Below are 17,705 nucleotides of genomic sequence, written 5' to 3'. Positions count from 1 at the left end.
CTGGCCGGGGGCCGATCGGCGGCCAATCCTAACCTCTAACTGGGTCTCTCATGCAATTCTGATGGGGTGGCGATTCCGGTGGGCTGTAATTCGTCCTGATCACCCCAACCATTTGCTTTTGGCGGCGAGGGCCTTGAAACTAGAGACCAAGGCTTGGCATGAGGGAGAGAGAAAGTGCTGGGTCTAAAGGTTAGGCGTAAGGTTAGATATTGATTAATGTTCGTAATTTTGGAGGCGATCGCGTCATGAATAGCTGTGTGTTGATGGCAGAGGTGGTGAAGGATCCCGAACTGCGCTACACGCCGGATAACTTGGCGATCGCGGAGATGTTGGTGCAATTTCCGGGGCAGCGCCCTGAAGATCCGTCCGCGACGATTAAGGCGGTGGGGTTTGGCAATTTGGCCAATGAAATTCAGCAGTCTTGCCATCAGGGCGATCGGGTGATTTTGGAAGGCCGACTCACCATGACCACGATCGATCGTCCCGAAGGATTTAAGGAAAAACGGGCCGAGTTGCGGGTGGGCCGTGTTCACAGCTTGGGATCGCTGGCCAGCTCAGCCATGGCCGCGCCCGTGGCCCCGCCCACCAATGCCAGCTATCGATCGGCGCCGCCGCCGGCTGCCACCGTGCCGCCTCGTCCGGCCCCGGCTCCGACCCCGGCTCCGGCTCCAAGTGATGAGCTGGATTATGATGAAATTCCGTTTTAACGAGTTGAATTCAGTTAAATTCAGTCAAATTTAGTTGAATTTAGCCGAATTCAAAGGTTCAAACTTCCGAACTGAAACTCCTTGAATCAGGCCGTCAGGCTACGATCTCGCCCGATCGCACCGTCAGCACCTGGGCCGAATCCAGCCAGCGAGCATCAAAGGCTCCCAGGTGCGTGGTGGTGACAATCGTTTGAAACCGATCGGCGATCGCCCCCAATAATTGGTTTTGGCGGGCTAAGTCCAGTTCCGCCAACACGTCATCCAACAGCAACAGCGGCGGTTCCCCCACCACGGCCTCGATCGCGCAAAGTTCCGCCAGCTTCAGCGCCAAAACTAACGTGCGTTGTTGCCCTTGGGAGCCGTACTGTTTAGCCGGGGCATCATCCACCGCCAGGGTCACTTCATCCCGGTGGGGGCCCACCAGGGATGTGCCTTGGTATTGCTCAATTTCCCCCCGATCGCGCATTTGGGCCAGCAAGGTGGCTTCAATGGCCCGCGCTTCTTCCAGGGCCGGCAATTGCCACACATCCGGCGCGATCGCCACATTCGGCGCGTAGGTCAACGTCAGGGTTTCCACGCGGCCGCTAATGGCCCCATGCCAACGACTGGCCAAGGGGGCTAACCGGGCGATCGCCCTGGCCCGCCGTCGAATTAGCCGGGTTCCCGTGGCCGCCAATTGCGCATCCCAAACGGCCAGCTCTGCCGCCCGATCGCTCAAGGCCTGACCCTGGCGGCGTTGCTTGGCCCAATCCCGCAACAGGGCATTCCGTTGGCGCAACACTCGCTCGTATTGGCGTAACAGGTGCGCATAGATTGGCTCCAGTTGCATCACCAAGCCATCTAACCAACGGCGGCGCTGTTCCGGCCCGCCCCGCACCAAGTCCAGATCAAGACTGGAAAATTCCACCGCATTCAGGGATCCCAGTCCGTCGAGTTGCCGCCGCAGGGTTTCGCCGCTCCGTACCAGGGTGCGTCTGCCCACCCGTCGCAGGCTCAAGCTCAGTTCCAGGGGCCCCGCTGCTCGATCGATCCAACCGGTAATTTGGGCGCAGTCTTGGGCCGATCGCACCAAATCTCCATCGCGGCTGGTGCGGTGCGATCGCAGGGTGGCCAGCAGCTCCACCGCCTCCAAGAGGTTGGATTTGCCCTGGGCATTGTCCCCCACCAGGATCGTCTTGGGTGCAACAAATTCAACCCACTGCTCGGCATAGTTCCGAAACTGGCGCAGATGCAGACGCTGGAGATACACGACGGCGACCGGGGCGATCGAAAAGAACCCAACCATCAAAACACCAAACGTCCTCTCCCAAGCACCGCAAATTCGTTGTGCCGGTGCAAACCCGTTCGTTCGGGGGACTGAAGCTTATGCTGCTAACGAATACTCCAATGGGCGCTCATTAGAAGATGCTTAGATATCTTCTAGGATCACTTGTGGCGGGCCGCACGAATCACGTGGGGCAATACACCAACGGCCGCCGCTAGGACTTGATCCGGTAACTTGTCAATATCTGAGCGATCGAAAAATTCTTCAAACTGATCCAGCAGTTTGCGGGCCCGCTGCTTGGCATCGCCCCGCGCCGTGAATCGTTCCACCAACTTCAGCCATTGCAACCGAATTCGATAGCCTGTTTCCTGCTCCTTTAAAGACTTGGGCAGCAACAGCTCAAAATCTCCCAACGGAATCACCGCCTGACAGTCTTGATCCACCAGACCGCCCACCGCTGCCCCGGGCCCCGCAAATTCGGCATAGAACTCTTTGATCAACAACAAGCCGTTGCGGCGGCGATTGTTGACAATCCAAACCTGACCACTCAGAACACGGCCGAGGGGCGATTCGGGGTTGATCGGGTCGAGGGGCGGCGGGTCAAGCTGAAACACAGAGGCGACGTGGGACGGGTCTCGATGGGCGGCGGTAGAAAAACGATCGGGAGAGAGAGAGAGGCGAATCACGGTCGTAGCTTACCCCAATGGCTTTTGCAACAACAGACGTGTGGAACGTTGCCAACTGGGTCGAGAACCACCGCCCGATCGCCCGCTGGGGACAAAGCCAGCTCGATCGTATAACCGCCTCGCCGCACAATTATCGGCCAGGACATGAAGATACAGGGCGGAACTATCCCAGTGACGTGCCACTTCTTCGCAAGCGGACAGGAGTTGGAGTGCAACTCCCCGCCGACGATAGTCGGTGCGTACCGCCAGATTGGAAATGTAGGGATAGTGATGTTGGTTCAATCGCCAAGGCAGATTGGAGCGTGCTGCAATCTCGATCGTGCCGATCAGCTCAGGATGCTGAACCCGACCCGTCGCCGCCGTGGGGGCCGTGAAAGCCACCAAACACAGACAGCGATCGCGCTGGGATTGCAGTCGCGTTCGCAAATCTTCGTAGATGCCAGCCCGCAACAGGGGGAACAGCCAACGCCACCAGCCTTGTCGTCGGTGAAAGCTGTCCGCCAACAAATCGGCTAACTCGGCTAAGTCTCGAAACTCCGCCGGTCGGATTTGCAAAGGCAGGTCAGTGCATGGGTAACTCGATCGAACCAGGTTTTGGGGAATCAGCATGAGCAACGGGGCCACAATCTTTAGGAACACCAACCACCCATCAACAGCAGCGAACTGCCTTGATGCTAACCATCTTCACACCTGTGCCGACTGTTGATTAGCCTCCTCAGTCTCGGGCATTTTCTGGGGTGCGTTTGAGGCCCCCGATGGGGACTCTTTTGGGGGTCTTTGGGGGATGGGGTGTCTGGTCACCTAGCGATCGATCAACACTCAACACCATGGTTGATAACAATCGATAGGGAAAATTGCGGGAAGGCTAACTAAATTTTGCCCACCTAGCAATCACGTCCCTGTCGATGTCAATCCCATGAAATTTCATTGCCCCAATGCCACATTGGCAATCTCCTAGAACTCATTTATCTCCGCCTAGAACCAACAGTCCGGTGGTTTCTAAGGGGGTTTTTAAATTGTCTTTTTAGGAAAAGAGCAAAGCTTGCGTTCGATCATATCCTGACCAGCCCAGAATCAAATCAGGATCTGATCCGAGGCGATCGGGTATTGATTGACACATGGAGATCTGGGAAATTCGAGATCTGCAAAAAAGAGGAGCGATCGCCTCAATTCAGTCTGCAATTAGGTGCTTAGAAAGAAGACCGCAACAATCGGCCAAGTATGGGATTTAACCTGAATTTGATCAATTCAGGCTTTGTTGCGATTATGAAGCAACAAGGACAAAGTTGGATTTAGAAAAAACACCATCCAAACTTCAGCCTAATTTAGACCCCAAACGTTGACCAATGGGTATGGCCACAGCTTCCTGACAGACTTTCTTGAATTGTGCCGCGCACTATCCTCACAGCACCCATACAACCCATCTTGAGTTGATTCTTGGGTTGTCGTTAAATTACGATTCATCCATTATTTGGCGAAATCCATAAAAACTCAATCTATCTCTCCAATCTTCAAGCAATCTTTAAATAAGATCGACAAAATTAGTTTGCTTATCCATCACTTTTGCTAAAGGGAGAAGTCAGGTTTTCGGAGGGGTGGAGACGGATTTTGGCAGCAACCAATCCCCACAGGACGCAATGGGGCTGGTTGCTGAAGGGGCTGATGCAGCCCATCGATCGGCCGCGCTTGGGCAAGGATTAGCGATTGGAGCGGAAGGCGGGATTGAAAAAGAGTCGGCGGATGGTTTGTTGGCGGCGCTCTCGGTTCTCAGAGGTCAAATTCCAGAGGCTTTCATAGAAAAAGAAGGACACGCCGGCCAGTTGCTTTTGGCGCACCAGTTGCACTTGGGTGGCCACGCGATCGATTGGCATGGGCTTGACCTTCAGCCCCGTGAGAATGCCGACGCTGACGGGAATTTTGTAACTGGCAATTTGTAAATCCCGATCGAGCAGTTCCGCCTCAAAGAGGGCCGGATCTTCCCGGTAAATTTGCACAATCAGTTCATCAATCCAGCCGCGCCCCACCCAGTCTGACCAAGATTGCAAGGAAGTGCTGTAGGCAAAGGGTTGGGGATTGGGCGAAAGGGACATGATCGCCGTCGATCGCTTGGCCTTGAGGGTTTGTTGAATTTGCCCCATCAATTGCGTTAGCCGACCCGATCGCCAGCGCATCCAGTCTGGATCTGTGGCTAAATCCGGCGGGGTTTGGCCATCTCGCTCCAGGGCGTATTGGGCCAAGGTGGTGGGGTCATAGCCCAACTCCACCGGATAGGCGAAATGGTCATCAAATTGAATGCCGTCCACCGGGTAGCGAGCGGCCAGCTCATCCACCAAATCGGTCATGAATTTCTGCACATCCGGGTGGCCAGGATTCAGCCAAACCCTTGTATCGCGTCCGTACTGAAACCGGTTGGAACCGTCACGGCGCTGGGCAATCCAACCTGGATTCCGCCGAGCTAACTCGGAGTTGGCCGGAGCCATTAACCCAAATTCCAACCAGGGCACAACGGCCAAACCTAAACGACGACCTTCAGCGATCGCCTCGGCGAGGATGTCTCGCCCTTGCAGACCAGGGTGGGGGTCAATGCGTTGGCCGCTGGCCCGTTCGGCCACGTCGCTGGGGTAGAGGGTGTAGCCACCGTTCCAAACGGTGATGTAAACGGTGTTGAAGTTGGCGGCTTTCAGGTTTTCAAGGGCCTGACGCAGGCGATCGCGATCGAACAAGATATCGCTGTCAATGTTGGTTAACCAAGCGCCGCGTGTTTCCGGCGGCCGGGCCACGAAGGGCGTGAAGGCATCGGTGGCGGGGGTTTCCAACCGATCATTCAGGGCTTGGCAGAGGAAAGCGGCGGCCTCTCCTCGGGTGACCGATCGCTCCGGTTCCAAGCGACGGGGGTTGGGATAGCTCACCACCTTGCCGGCCCGGACGGCGGCGGCCACGGCCGGTCGCACTGGAAATTCCACCCGTTCACCATCTTCAAAGGTTTGGCGCAACAGGGTTCCGGCCCGAGGGTCAGCCGCGTTATCCGTCCAGCCCAAGCGGGTCATGATCATGGCAATTGCTCGATCGCGGCGCAGGGGTTCGTTGTCCTTGCCGGTGCGGGCGATCGGGGGGCCTTCTGGGACAGCCTGATTCAGCAGCCGCGCCAAATCTTCCGGGGTGGCTGGCTCATCGGGCTGAAATTGCCCAGCGCTGTTCAGGGGTAACCATCGCCGCTCGGCCAAAGCTGCCAAACAGCTTCGCGACCAATGATCGCCGCCATCGGTGGGAGCTGCGATCGCCCCCAGCGCCAGGGGCCCCGCCCCGATCGCGCCCGAGAGTAATGTGCCCGAGAGTAATGTGCCCGGCAATAGCCTGCCCAACCCTAACGGCTTGGTGAATGGCTTGTGGAATGGCTTGCTGAATAACTGGGTTAATCGCTGGTTGAATGGCTGGTTGACTGGCTTGGCTAAGGCTTGGGATTTGGCCAAAACGCCGGATAGGGGCGCTGGGGATCGTGTCATGGTGTTTGCTGCCCGTTCGATCGCATGTTCACCGCAGGGACGGAAATGCCCAAGGATATAGCGCAATACGAACCATTTCTGACGAGGCCGGCATAGATTGCCTAAAAATCTCCGCCTATCCCCCTAACCTTCACCCTTCTCGCCACAGAGAATGAACAGCGGGTCGATCGCCGCCAAAACCTGGCTATTGGCCCGCCGCTCCAAGCGATTGCCCGCCGCTTGCACCACCTCAATGTTCAACGCTTGCACCTCCGCCAGGGCTTCCGAAAGGGCGTATAGACCCTCCAGGCTGGTAGACAGGGCCACCACGCGCCCCCCCAAAGGCAGCCGCTCCCACGCCGTTTCCAACAAGTCCTTCAGGGGCCGCCCACCACCGATGCAGACCCGATCGGGCGGTTGCTTCAGCAGGCCAAAACAGTCCGGCGCGCTGCCTTCCACCACCCGCACATTCTTGACCCCAAAGCGATCGCAGTTAGTCCGAATTAGTTGCACCACATCGGAATCTCGCTCGATCGCCACCACTCGCCCTTGCGGGATCATCAAAGCGGCTTCCACCGAAATCGTCCCCGTTCCTGCGCCGATATCCCACAGCACGGAATTGGCCGACAACCGCAACATGGACAAAATCGCCAGCCGGGTTTCGCGTTTGGTCATCGGAATGCCCGGCAACCGCTCAAACAAATCATCGGGAATGCCGGGTGTGACGTAGGGCCAAAGAGGTGTGGTCATAAAAATTCAACGATATCAAGGTTTCGAGAACTGGGGTTTCGATCGACTGGCCGATCGCCCCGGAATGGGCTGATTTATAAATTAATAATTCTGATTAATCAAGATTGGTTTCATTAGTTGATTGGATGATGCTTGATTCTTCAATCGCTTTATAGTTATAAAACGAATACAGGTTCGGGCTGGGGTCACTCAATTCCTGGGAGATTGAGCGTCCCATCTCAATGGGCAATGCCCGGAATCAAAGGCTGAAGGCTGACTGGGCGATCGCTTGCGGGTTGCTCAAAGCATTAGCTCTCTGAATCTAAGGCATTGCCCGTCACTGGAGTGCTAGTCCCATAGGGGCATAGGGAATCGCTTTCGACTTGTTCGATCGCCCCTGTGCCCCCATTTAATTCCTGCTTACCCGGCCTCCAGTAGCCATAACCCCAAGTCTGGTGGGCTTTCTGAGTCCCCAGAATACCAACCTTAACCAAGGTTTGACAGAGGTAATCATCCATGACCCTATCTTTGCGATCGACTCCCGCGCCTAGTCGCTGGGATCGGTTTTGTAACTGGATCACCAGCACCGAAAACCGCTTGTATGTGGGCTGGTTTGGCGTGTTGATGATCCCCACCATGCTGACCGCCGCGATCGTCTTTATCCTGGCATTCATTGCCGCGCCGCCCGTAGACATTGACGGCATCCGCGAACCCGTTGCCGGTTCCCTGCTCTATGGCAACAATCTGATTTCCGCCACCGTGATTCCCCCATCCGCTGCGATCGGGTTGCACTTTTACCCCATTTGGGAAGCCGCCTCATTGGATGAATGGCTCTACAACGGTGGCCCCTACGAGCTGATCGTTTTCCACTTCCTGATTGCGATCTACAGCTACCTGGGTCGCCAATGGGAACTGAGCTACCGATTGGGAATGCGTCCTTGGATTCCCGTGGCCTTTTCGGCTCCCGTCGCTGCTGCCACCGCTGTTTTGTTGATTTACCCGATCGGGCAAGGTAGCTTTTCCGATGGCATGATGCTCGGCATTTCTGGCACTTTCAACTTCATGATTGTGTTCTCGCCGGAACACAACATCCTGATGCACCCCTTCCATATGTTGGGCGTGGCTGGTGTTTTTGGGGGCGCACTGTTTTCCGCCATGCATGGCTCGTTGGTGACCTCTTCCTTGGTACGGGAAACCAACATGAACGAATCGCCTAATCATGGCTACAAGTTCGGCCAAGAAACGGAAACCTACAACATCGTGGCAGCCCACGGTTACTTTGGCCGGTTGATTTTTCAATATGCCAGCTTCAACAATTCCCGTTCGTTGCACTTCTTCTTAGCCGCTTGGCCCGTGATTGGCATTTGGTTCGCCGCCTTGGGCGTTTCCACCATGTCTTTTAACCTGAATGGATTTAATTTCAATAACTCCATTTTGGATAGCCAAGGACACCCGATTAACACCTGGGCTGATGTGCTGAATCGAGCCAACTTGGGCATCGAAGTGATGCACGAACGGAACGCACACCAGTTTCCTTTAGATTTGGCAAGTTCGGCGGACTTTCAACCCGTTTCGGCCTTGCAATCGGACTTTCAAGCGGACTTTCAACCCGCTAACCTGACAGCTCCCGCAATCGCAGGCTAACTGAAAGTTTGTGACAGGCTAACTGAAAGTTTGTGGTGTCGAAATTGGTCTTGAGGCTGATGGAAATGATGAATCAATGTCATGGTTGGCATGAATTCGTTACCCCGTAGAAGCGCAACAGATTAACTTCTCAGGTTAACTTCTCGGATTCGTCATTCTCAGCACTCATTGAATGGGGGAGACTGCGCGATCGCACCTCCCCTTTTTGTTCGGCCAAACCACCCTAGCCGAAATCACCGGTTTATTTGTGGCTCTTGAGGAGTTGTGTTCATGACCGTTATTTGGAAACAGCTATCAACCGATCGTCCACCGGTTCAATTAAACCTGTGGGCCGTGGGCTTCTTTGCTGTCTTTCATCTTGTTGCCCTCTCTGCTCCTTGGTTTTTCTCTTGGTCAGCACTGGGAGTTTGCCTCCTGTTGCACTGGCTATTTGGCAGCATTGGCATCTGTCTCGGCTTTCACCGCCTCCTCAGCCATCGCAGTTTCCAAGTGCCCAAACCCCTAGAATATTTGATTGCCTTAATTGGCTCCATGGCGCTGCAAGGGGGGCCAATCTTTTGGGTTGCGGGTCACCGATTGCACCACGCTTTCACCGAAGATGAAGACAAGGATCCCTATTCCTCTCGGCGCGGCTTTTGGTGGAGCCATATGCTCTGGATGTTGTATCCGCGGCCGGAGTTTTTTGAATACGATCAATACCAACGCTACGCGCCGGATTTGGCCCGCGACCCCGTTTATCGGTGGTTAAATCAAAACTTCCTGTGGCTGCAACTCCCGATCGCGATCGGGTTGTATTTCTGGGGTGGTTGGTCTTTTGTGATTTACGGCATTTTCCTGCGAGCCGTTTTGCTTTGGCATTCCACCTGGTTCATCAATTCCGTAACCCATTTGTACGGGGGCTATCGTCCCTTTGCGACTGAAGACACCACCCGCAATCTCTGGTGGGCGGCCATTTTGACCTATGGCGAAGGTTGGCATAACAATCACCATGCCTACCCCCATGTGGCGAAATGTGGTTGGCGTTGGTGGGAAATTGATATGACCTGGTGGGCGATTTGGGTGCTGTCTATTTTGGGCTTGGCGCGCAATATTCATCAGCCGCCGGAGTTACTGGAATCATAGGCCTTTGATCCGGAAGCTTGAAATAGGATCCGTGATTCAATAACCGAAAAAATTGAATTGAAAATCATCGGAACAAGGGGCTTAAGCCCCTTGTCTTCGTTAGCCCGTAGGGTGGGCAATGCCCACTGAATTGTTGCTTCATGGCATTTGCGATATGGCGTGCCAATTATTTTAGGTAAAGACTGTAAACCTTAAAAATAAAGCTTAAAAGATAAACCTTAAAACCCACAAATTGATCGATCGACTTGATAGACCCGACCATTAACCATTATTGAAACGATCGAACCGGTTGACGATCGGGTCATGTCGTTCGGGAAGCCGTGCGGCATAATGGGGCGTGGTCTCGGCTTTGGGGCCGATCGACTGGGATTTTTGACCGAGATCGCTCGCCATGATTGAAGTGGAACAGTTGCGGAAGGTCTACGGCAGCACCGTAGCCATTCGCGAGGTGACGTTTTCTGTGGAGCCGGGAGAAATTTTGGGGTTTCTGGGCCCCAACGGTGCAGGCAAAACCACCACAATGCGAATTTTGACCGGCTATCTACCGGCCACCAGTGGCACGGCGCGGGTGGCGGGATTTGATGTGCATGACGATTCGATGGCGGTGCGCGAACGGATTGGCTATTTGCCAGAAACGCCGCCTCTCTACCCAGATATGACGGTGGAGGGATTTTTGAACTTTGTGGCGCGAATTAAGGGCGTTTCGGCGGGCGATCGGGCGGAGCGGGTGCGCTGGTCGATCGAGCGCTGTGGTTTGAGCGATCGCCGCAAAACCATCATTAATAAATTGTCGAAGGGCTATCGCCAGCGGGTAGGGATTGCCCAGGCGATCGTGCATGATCCACCGGCCATTGTGTTGGACGAGCCAACGGTGGGTCTGGATCCGCGCCAAATTGCGGAAGTCCGTAACCTGATCAAAAGTTTGGCGGGCGACCATACGGTAATTTTGTCTACCCACATCCTGCCGGAAGTGAGCATGACTTGCAGCCGGGTGGCGATCGTGAACGGTGGGCGAGTGGTGGCCACCGACACCCCCGACAACCTGATGGCGGGCCGTGTGGGCGGCGCGGCCTACGACTTGGAAATTGATGGCGCTGAGTCGGCGTTGGTGACCCTGACGGAAGGAGAGCCGCCGCAATTGCTCGATCGGGCGGCCCAGTTGGTGGAGCGGTTGCAAACGTTGGCGGGAGTCCGATCGGTCACGCCCCAAGGATCGCCGGGCGATCGACCCGATCGATTGCGGTTGAAAGTGGCGATCGAGCGAGATACGGAACCGGCCCAGGAAATTGCCCGCGCCGTCATTGCCGCCGATTTGGGGCTATGTGAATTGCGCCGCAGCCAAGCCACCTTGGAAGATGTGTTTTTGGATTTGACCACGGAGGAACCGACAACCCCAACGGAGATAACTGGGGCGATCGACTCCCATGATCCGGTGGCTGCGGATCCCGAACCGATCGACCTTGCTATTTCCCCGGACTCGCCCCCGGAAGCGGCTGAATAAGGCCCGCTTGGGTTGATCTGTCATACCAGTTTTGAGCTGCCAGCTTTTCTGCCCATGGCTGGCGAGTTACGGAGACAGAATCGGCAATCGGCTAATCAATGAATTGCATAATCAAAGATTGCCTTCTTCGAGCGTCTTCTCCTGACCTGGTTTCCTAATACTTTCCTGCTTTAATTGCCACGACTGATTCTTCTTACTTCTCAACTTTCAATTCTGAATGCTGGCTTCTCGATTTTGCTTGCGCATCTTTCACGGCTAACTTTTAGATTTTTCTCAAGGATGGTTGAAACTGAGGCATGGCTGTTAACTTAGGACATCGATTGCGAGTGATTTTGGCCAATATTGTGGCCATCTATCAACGGGAATTACAGAGTTATTTTGTCTCTCCCTTAGCCTATGGAGTGGCTAGTATTTTTTGGTTAATTGCAGGCATCTTCTTTGTGGCGGTGCTGCTGGGGCCGGCGGGCATCATTGCCCAATCGGCCATGCGCGATATGCAGGGCCAGCAAATGGGCATTCCTGTGCCGCCGATCGATGTTCCCTATGAATTTCTGAAAATTTATTTGGGGAGTTTGGGGTCACTATCCCTTTTCATTCTGCCGATTTTGTCCATGAGTCTCTATACCGAAGAGCGCAAACGCGGCACGATCGAGCTATTAGCCACATCACCAATTACGAACTGGGCCGTAGCCCTGGGCAAGCTCTTGGGGGTGCTGACCTTTTTTGCCAGCATTTTGGCTCCGATTCTGTTGCTGGAATTGATTGTTTTGGCGGCCTCTAATCCACCCATTTCTCCTTGGGTGGCAGTATCAGGACACCTGGGGCTGTTGCTGATGGGGGGTGGCGTTTTGTCTCTGGGAATGTTCCTGTCATCCCTGACGGCTAGCACGGTTTTGGCGGCGATGATGACCTTTGCCCTCAATCTTTCCCTCTGGATTATTGATCTATTGGCTAATGCGATCGGGGGTGATGTGGGTCAGGCGATCGGGCATTTATCTTTGCTGAAACATTACGAAGCGGCGGTGCGTGGTGTGCCCGAAACAGGCAGTGTAATTTTGTTTTTGAGCTATATCCTACTCGGCATTTTCTTGACGGCTCAATCGGTGGAAACCTTCCGTTTTCAGCGCTCTTAGGCATATCCTCAGCAGTCTGGATTTTGGGGCGATCGCCTAAATTTCATCGCCTGAGTTCAAGCGCCTGAGTGCGATTAGGGAAATGCAATTGAGAAAATCGACTAGGGAAATGCAATTGTGCGCGTGAAATTGAGCAAGTGAAATTGAGCGAATTCAGTATTAATTCTGGCTTGTTTGCCATTCAGGGGGAACTGATTTAGTGGCTATGAAACTGGCATCTGTGCGGCAACTGTTGCCTCGTTATCTCAAATCTGGGCTTAGATATCTCGGTAAATATCTAATTTTCGTGGGCCTGTTCCTGATGGCGGCGGGTCTGTCAGCGGGCTTTATGGGTGGCTGGGGCCCCTTGGCTGGGGGGCTGATGGTGGCTGGCATTGTGGCGATCGGGATTTGGCTGGTCACCCACGGTAATTTGCGCCGCACTTGGAGCCAGCGATCGACCCAATCCAACACCAATGCATTGTTGGCGACCTTGGCCGCGTTGCTAATTTTTGGGGCGATCAATTTCTTGGGATCTCGTTACAGTACCAAGTTTGATTTAACCGAAACTCAACTGTTTACGCTGGCTCCCGAAACCCAGGAAACGGTACGCAATTTGGGTCAAAAAATCAAAATCTTGGTTTTTGATCGATCGCTCTCTGATACCGATCGGGAACTGCTGAATAATTACGCCAAATTAAATCCCAATTTCACCTATGAATTAGTGGATCCACAGGTGGATTTTGGCCGGGCCCAAAGTTTTAAGGTCAAATCCTTTGGGGAAGTGTATTTGGAAGCAGGTGAACAAAAACGCTTAGTGACCACCTTGGGGCCCGAAAGTCGCCTGAAGGAAACGGAGTTAACCAACGCGATCGCCCAGCTTTCCAGCACCACCCAAGCAACGATTTATTTCCTGCAAGGTCATGGAGAGCGCCCAATTGAAGGGGAGCAGGGCGGTTTGACGGAAGCGGTGACGGGCCTGAAAACCAAAAACTTCATCGCCAAACCCTTGAACCTGATTCGCGAGGGCAAAATTCCCGAAGATGGCATTGCCTTGGCGATCATTGGCCCCCAACGTCCTTTGCTCGATCGGGAATTGGTGCTGCTGGAAACCTATTTGCAGCGGGGTGGGCGGCTGTTGGCGCTGTTGGATCCCGCGTCCGATGGCGGCCTCAGCCAGTTGCTGACCCGTTGGGGGGTGAAGCTGGATAACCGCCTGGTGGTGGATGCGTCGGGAACGGGTCAGTTGGCCGGTTTAGGCCCCGATGCCCCGATCGTCACCCAATATGGTGACCACCCAATCACCCAGGATTTCAAAGGCGGGGTTTCGATTTACCCGGTGGCGCGATCGCTCGAAATCGTCACCACCAGCGGCATCACGGCTACACCTCTCATCAAAACCGACGAAAAGAGTTGGGCTGAAAGCGAACCCACCGCCCAACAGCTCACCTTCACGCCCCCGCAAGATCGCCAAGGGCCGTTGGTTTTGGGGGTTGCCTTGGAACGAGCGATCGCCCCTGAACCGGCCGCGAGTCCCTCCCCCAGTCCTAGCCCGACGGCCAGCCCCAGCCCAGCCGCCTCTCCAACGGCATCCCCAACGGCCAGCCCAAGTCCGACCGTATCTCCAACGGTATCTCCGACCACATCCCCGACGGCTAGCCCCAGCCCGACGGCATCCCCAACCGCATCCCCGACGGCCAGTCCCAGCCCGGCCCCTAGTCCTTCGCCGAGTCCTTCCCCCAGCCCGGCCCCTCCGAAAGCCGCTCGGCTGGTGGTGATTGGTAACTCGTCGTTTATGGCGGATGGGCTATTTAGCCAGCAGCTCAATGGCGATGTGTTTCTGAATTCGGTGGGTTGGTTGGGCGATCGCGCGGAAAGCAGCCTTTCCATTCGGCCGCGCGAACCTAATAACCGACGTTTCACCATCACGAATCAACAGTCTGCGCTGTTGCTGCTGTTGGCGTTGGGGGTGTTCCCGATCGGGGGGCTGACCTTGGCGGGTGTGATGTGGTGGAAGCGACGCTAGGGAGCGAACGACCATGAAGCTCAAATCTTCGACCCTTTGGATTTTGGCGATCGCCCTGGGGGTGGCCGGTGGCGTGGCTTTGTTTGAGACGCAATCCACCCAAAAACAAGCCCAACAACAGCAACAGGCCAAGCTGTTTGGCTTTGCGGAAGCCGATATTCAACAGTTGACCCTGAAACTGGGCGATCGAACCGTGCAGCTCGATCGCCGGGCCAACTTCCAACCGGGGCAAACCCTGTGGGAACTGCGGTTGAATAGAGGTGCAGCGGAACCGGCCAGCGATGGAGCCGTGGCGTTTTTGACCAGTTTGCTGGCCTCGTCTCAGCGCGATCGCACCATTGAGCGATCGCCCGCCCAGCTTGCAGAATTGGGCCTCGATCGCCCCCGTGCCGAAATCACGATGCGCCTGAAAACCGGCCAGCAACATCGACTGGCGATCGGGCAGGCTGGGTTTGACGATTCTTTTCTCTATGCGCTGGTGGATCCGCCCCAACCCTTGCCGGGCAAGGTGTCTGTGGCCTTAATCCCCAAGGATTTCCAGCTCGCCACGGTCGATCGGCCCTTGGCGGAATGGAAGCAACCGCCGCCGCCCCCGAGTCCCAGCCCGAGTGGATCGGTCACGCCCAGCCCGACAGCCGGCCCCACAGTCAGCCCGACGGCTAGTCCCACAGCCAGCCCCAGCCCCACGACCTCACCATCACCCGCAGCCTCACCGTAGGGGCGCATCGCCATGCGCCCTCCGGTACGCCAAGTCTCGAATACCCAACCGAGATCAGGCGATCAACCCTGATCGCCCGCAGCCTCACCGCAGGGGTGCATCGCCATGCGCCCTCCGGTACGCCAGATCCCCCAATACCCAAAGGAGATCAAGCGATTGATCCTGGCGGAGGGCGTACAGCGGAGGGCGTACAGCGGAGGGCGTACATCGGTACGCCCCTACGGAATCTACGGCCCTGTGTTCGTCAGGGTTTCGCTTAAAATTCAAAGGTTCGATCGCGCCTGCCACCTTTGCAAACATGTCTTTAGCCACTGCAACACTGCTCATTAACTGTCCAGATCAACGGGGTTTAGTCGCCAAAATTGCCAGTTTTATTGATGCCAACGGTGGCAATATTTTGCACGCCGACCAACACCAAGACCCAACAGCCAATCTCTTTTTGAGTCGGGTGGAATGGCAACTGGATGGGTTTAATTTGCCCCGCGATTTAATTGATCCAGCCTTTGGGGCGATCGCCAAACCCCTCGGCGCAACTTGGCAGCTTCACTTCTCTGACGAAGTGCCCCGGATGGCCATTTGGGTTAGCCGCCAAGATCATTGCCTGCTGGATTTGCTGTGGCGGAACAAAGCCGGTGAAATTCCCGCCAAAATCGTTCTCATTATTAGCAATCACCCGGACTTGGCCCCGATCGCCCAACAATTTGGCATCGACTATCACCACGTGCCCATCAGCAAAGACACCAAGGCCGAAGCTGAAGCTAAACAATTGGAGCTACTGCGGGAATATCAAATTGATTTGGTGGTGCTGGCGAAATATATGCAAATTCTTACCCCGGGATTTGTGGCGGCTTTCCCGAATGCAATTAACATTCACCATTCCTTTTTGCCCGCATTTCCCGGAGCCAATCCCTACCAACGGGCACACGATCGGGGCGTGAAAGTGATTGGCGCAACGGCCCACTACGTCACCCAAGATCTGGATGAAGGGCCGATTATTGAACAGGATGTTTCCCGAGTCAGCCACCGCGACACCGTTGAGGATTTGGTCCGCAAGGGGAAAGATCTAGAACGGGTGGTTTTGGCCAGAGCGGTGCGGTTGCACTTACAAAACCGGGTGTTGGTGTATGGCAACCGCACGGTGGTGTTTGAGTAGGTTTTTGAACCAGAGATTCACCGAAAATGGGTGATGCAATCGGTTACGCGATCGGGTCAGGAAATTCACCGAAAATTTAGCCGATCGCCTGGGATGCCGCCAATTGAATTCCGTGGCGATCGAGCAGCTCTTGCACCGGAATCTTGGTGTAATCCTTGCTGTAGAAATCATCATGCACCACTTGCCCATCCCAAATGATGATATCAAGGTCGATCGTCCGGGGACCAGATTTAATTGGCCCCTTGACACGCCCTAGGCGCTTTTCCAAATCCTTCAAATATTGATTAAATTCCAAATAGCTTAAGTGGGTGGATACCCAATAGGCCCCATTCAAGAAATCATCCTGATCTTGATAGCCAACGGGAGCGGTCACAATGTAAGCGGATTTATCAACCAGTTGATGTTCCTGGGCTAAAATTTGCTCCGCTTGCTGGCAATGGTGCTGGGGTTCAATGTTGGAACCAACGGACAAAATTGCTTGATACATGGAATTTAGCCTCAGAAGCGGGATCAAATGTTGGTTAAACGGGAACAGGCGATCGCTGGAAAAAAGGGCGATCGCCGGTTGGGATCGCCCTTGTGTTTATTGCTTAATTTGGGTGGTCTGCTCGTAGGTCACGGCATTTTGCCCCACATTGGTTAGGGATTCGCCCCCATCCACAAACAAAATTTGCCCATTCACAAAAGGATTATTCAGGATATAGTTCACCGCTTGGGAAATGTTTTCCGTAGAGCCTTGTTGCTTCACGGGAATGCCCTGAACTCGCCACTGAATATAGTCACTGGTGCGGCTCCCGGCGGGCAAAATGACACCCGGAGCAATGCCATTAACCCGCACTTGGGGAGCCAGTTCGATCGCCGCCAATTTTGTAAATTCTGCCAAGGCTTTTTTGGAGAGCAAATAGGCCGAATATTGATATTGGTTGAAAGCCACCTTGTTGTCGATGATGTTAATCACACAGCCGGTTCCGACGTTTTTGGCAAAGGCTTGGGTGAGGAAGTAGGGGGCTTCAAAATTCACCTTAAATTGCTTGGCAAACAGGTCAGGCGTTGTCTCCGCGATCGGGGCTGCGTCATACACGGAAGCACTGTTAACCAACAGGTTTAAATCGCCAAAGCGCGATCGCACGCGATCGATCAAAGACTGCATGTCCGGTTCATGGAGCAAGTCAAAGGGAAACAGCTCGCATTCCACTCCCAAAGCGCGAAATTCCGCCGCCGTTTCTTGGGCTGCATCGTGGGAGGAACCATAGTGCAGGGCAATGTTGTAGCCTGCTTTGGCCAAGCCGAGGGCGATCGCCTTGCCAAGCCGAATGGCGGAACCCGTAACCAGTGCCGTACCTTGAGTTTGGGTCATGATTGGGGGAAATAAAGTATCAGAATGTCCTGGGCAATCGCGACCCAACGAGTTCAAAACAACGCAATTAAGCAGTTTAAACTGATTATTAATATTCTGTTACGTTCTGGCTCATCTGTGGTTGATCGGTAGCGGATGAGCGCTCAAGGGCTTTGGAAAAATTCTGGCTTGTTCTGAGAGGATGTCCAAAAAGCCCAAACTACT

At 54.7% G+C, this 17,705-nt stretch carries 15 protein-coding genes; 8 read left to right on the top strand and 7 right to left on the bottom strand.

Features of this window, described 5'->3' with window-relative positions; all coding sequences use genetic code 11:
- Positions 1-245: 245 nt before the first annotated feature.
- The gene (locus H6G53_RS08535; protein WP_190355271.1) at positions 246-707 is read left to right on the top strand and encodes a single-stranded DNA-binding protein; all 462 of its coding nucleotides are present in this window, start codon (positions 246-248) and stop codon (positions 705-707) included.
- Between the two features lie 94 nt (positions 708-801).
- Here H6G53_RS08535 and recF read toward each other — a convergent pair whose 3' ends face one another.
- The 5 genes from recF to cbiT form a co-directional block, all read right to left on the bottom strand.
- Complete coding sequence (recF, locus tag H6G53_RS08530) at positions 802-1,956, bottom strand: DNA replication/repair protein RecF (RefSeq protein WP_190355308.1); 1,155 nt, start codon at positions 1,954-1,956, stop codon at positions 802-804.
- A 176-nt stretch (positions 1,957-2,132) separates the two neighbouring features.
- On the bottom strand, positions 2,133-2,657 hold the full coding sequence (locus H6G53_RS08525) for a hypothetical protein (protein WP_199291502.1): 525 nt from the start codon (positions 2,655-2,657) through the stop codon (positions 2,133-2,135).
- A gap of 9 nt (positions 2,658-2,666) precedes the next feature.
- Positions 2,667-3,281 carry a GNAT family N-acetyltransferase gene (locus H6G53_RS08520; RefSeq protein WP_190532002.1) on the bottom strand — a complete coding sequence of 205 codons (615 nt, stop codon included), beginning with the start codon at positions 3,279-3,281 and terminating at the stop codon, positions 2,667-2,669.
- A 1,073-nt stretch (positions 3,282-4,354) separates the two neighbouring features.
- A complete protein-coding gene (locus H6G53_RS08515) occupies positions 4,355-6,160 on the bottom strand; it encodes a glycoside hydrolase family 10 protein (protein ID WP_190532000.1) in 1,806 nt (601 codons plus the stop codon).
- 123 nt (positions 6,161-6,283) lie between these two features.
- Positions 6,284-6,889, bottom strand: coding sequence for a precorrin-6Y C5,15-methyltransferase subunit CbiT (gene cbiT / locus H6G53_RS08510; RefSeq protein WP_190355268.1), 606 nt, complete (start codon positions 6,887-6,889; stop codon positions 6,284-6,286).
- 495 nt (positions 6,890-7,384) lie between these two features.
- On the opposite strand from cbiT, the gene psbA reads away from it, so the two are divergent.
- The 7 genes from psbA (at position 7,385) to purU (ending at position 16,144) form a co-directional block, all read left to right on the top strand.
- Complete coding sequence (gene psbA, locus H6G53_RS08505) at positions 7,385-8,512, top strand: photosystem II q(b) protein (protein WP_190531998.1); 1,128 nt, start codon at positions 7,385-7,387, stop codon at positions 8,510-8,512.
- A gap of 270 nt (positions 8,513-8,782) precedes the next feature.
- Positions 8,783-9,634, top strand: coding sequence for a fatty acid desaturase (locus H6G53_RS08500; protein ID WP_099532315.1), 852 nt, complete (start codon positions 8,783-8,785; stop codon positions 9,632-9,634).
- Between the two features lie 391 nt (positions 9,635-10,025).
- Positions 10,026-11,135, top strand: a complete 1,110-nt coding sequence (locus H6G53_RS08495) for an ABC transporter ATP-binding protein (protein ID WP_190531996.1) — start codon at positions 10,026-10,028, stop codon at positions 11,133-11,135.
- A gap of 320 nt (positions 11,136-11,455) precedes the next feature.
- The gene (locus H6G53_RS08490) at positions 11,456-12,268 is read left to right on the top strand and encodes an ABC transporter permease subunit (protein ID WP_190355307.1); all 813 of its coding nucleotides are present in this window, start codon (positions 11,456-11,458) and stop codon (positions 12,266-12,268) included.
- Positions 12,269-12,473: 205 nt separating this feature from the next.
- Positions 12,474-14,273, top strand: coding sequence for a Gldg family protein (locus H6G53_RS08485; RefSeq protein WP_199309182.1), 1,800 nt, complete (start codon positions 12,474-12,476; stop codon positions 14,271-14,273).
- Positions 14,274-14,286: 13 nt separating this feature from the next.
- A complete protein-coding gene (locus tag H6G53_RS08480) occupies positions 14,287-14,991 on the top strand; it encodes a DUF4340 domain-containing protein (protein WP_190531995.1) in 705 nt (234 codons plus the stop codon).
- 298 nt (positions 14,992-15,289) lie between these two features.
- Positions 15,290-16,144 carry a formyltetrahydrofolate deformylase gene (purU, locus tag H6G53_RS08475; protein ID WP_099534156.1) on the top strand — a complete coding sequence of 285 codons (855 nt, stop codon included), beginning with the start codon at positions 15,290-15,292 and terminating at the stop codon, positions 16,142-16,144.
- Between the two features lie 76 nt (positions 16,145-16,220).
- Here the strand turns inward: purU and folK are convergent, their stop codons facing one another.
- Entirely contained in the window at positions 16,221-16,631 is a 411-nt protein-coding gene (folK, locus tag H6G53_RS08470; RefSeq protein WP_099534157.1) for a 2-amino-4-hydroxy-6-hydroxymethyldihydropteridine diphosphokinase, read from the bottom strand.
- Positions 16,632-16,727: 96 nt separating this feature from the next.
- Positions 16,728-17,501, bottom strand: a complete 774-nt coding sequence (locus H6G53_RS08465) for an SDR family oxidoreductase (protein WP_190531993.1) — start codon at positions 17,499-17,501, stop codon at positions 16,728-16,730.
- Between the last annotated feature and the right edge of the window lie 204 nt (positions 17,502-17,705).

The sequence above is a fragment of the Limnothrix sp. FACHB-406 genome, from assembly GCF_014698235.1.
Classification (GTDB): Bacteria; Cyanobacteriota; Cyanobacteriia; order CACIAM-69d; family CACIAM-69d; genus CACIAM-69d.
This window is presented reverse-complemented; position numbering and strand designations above follow the sequence as displayed.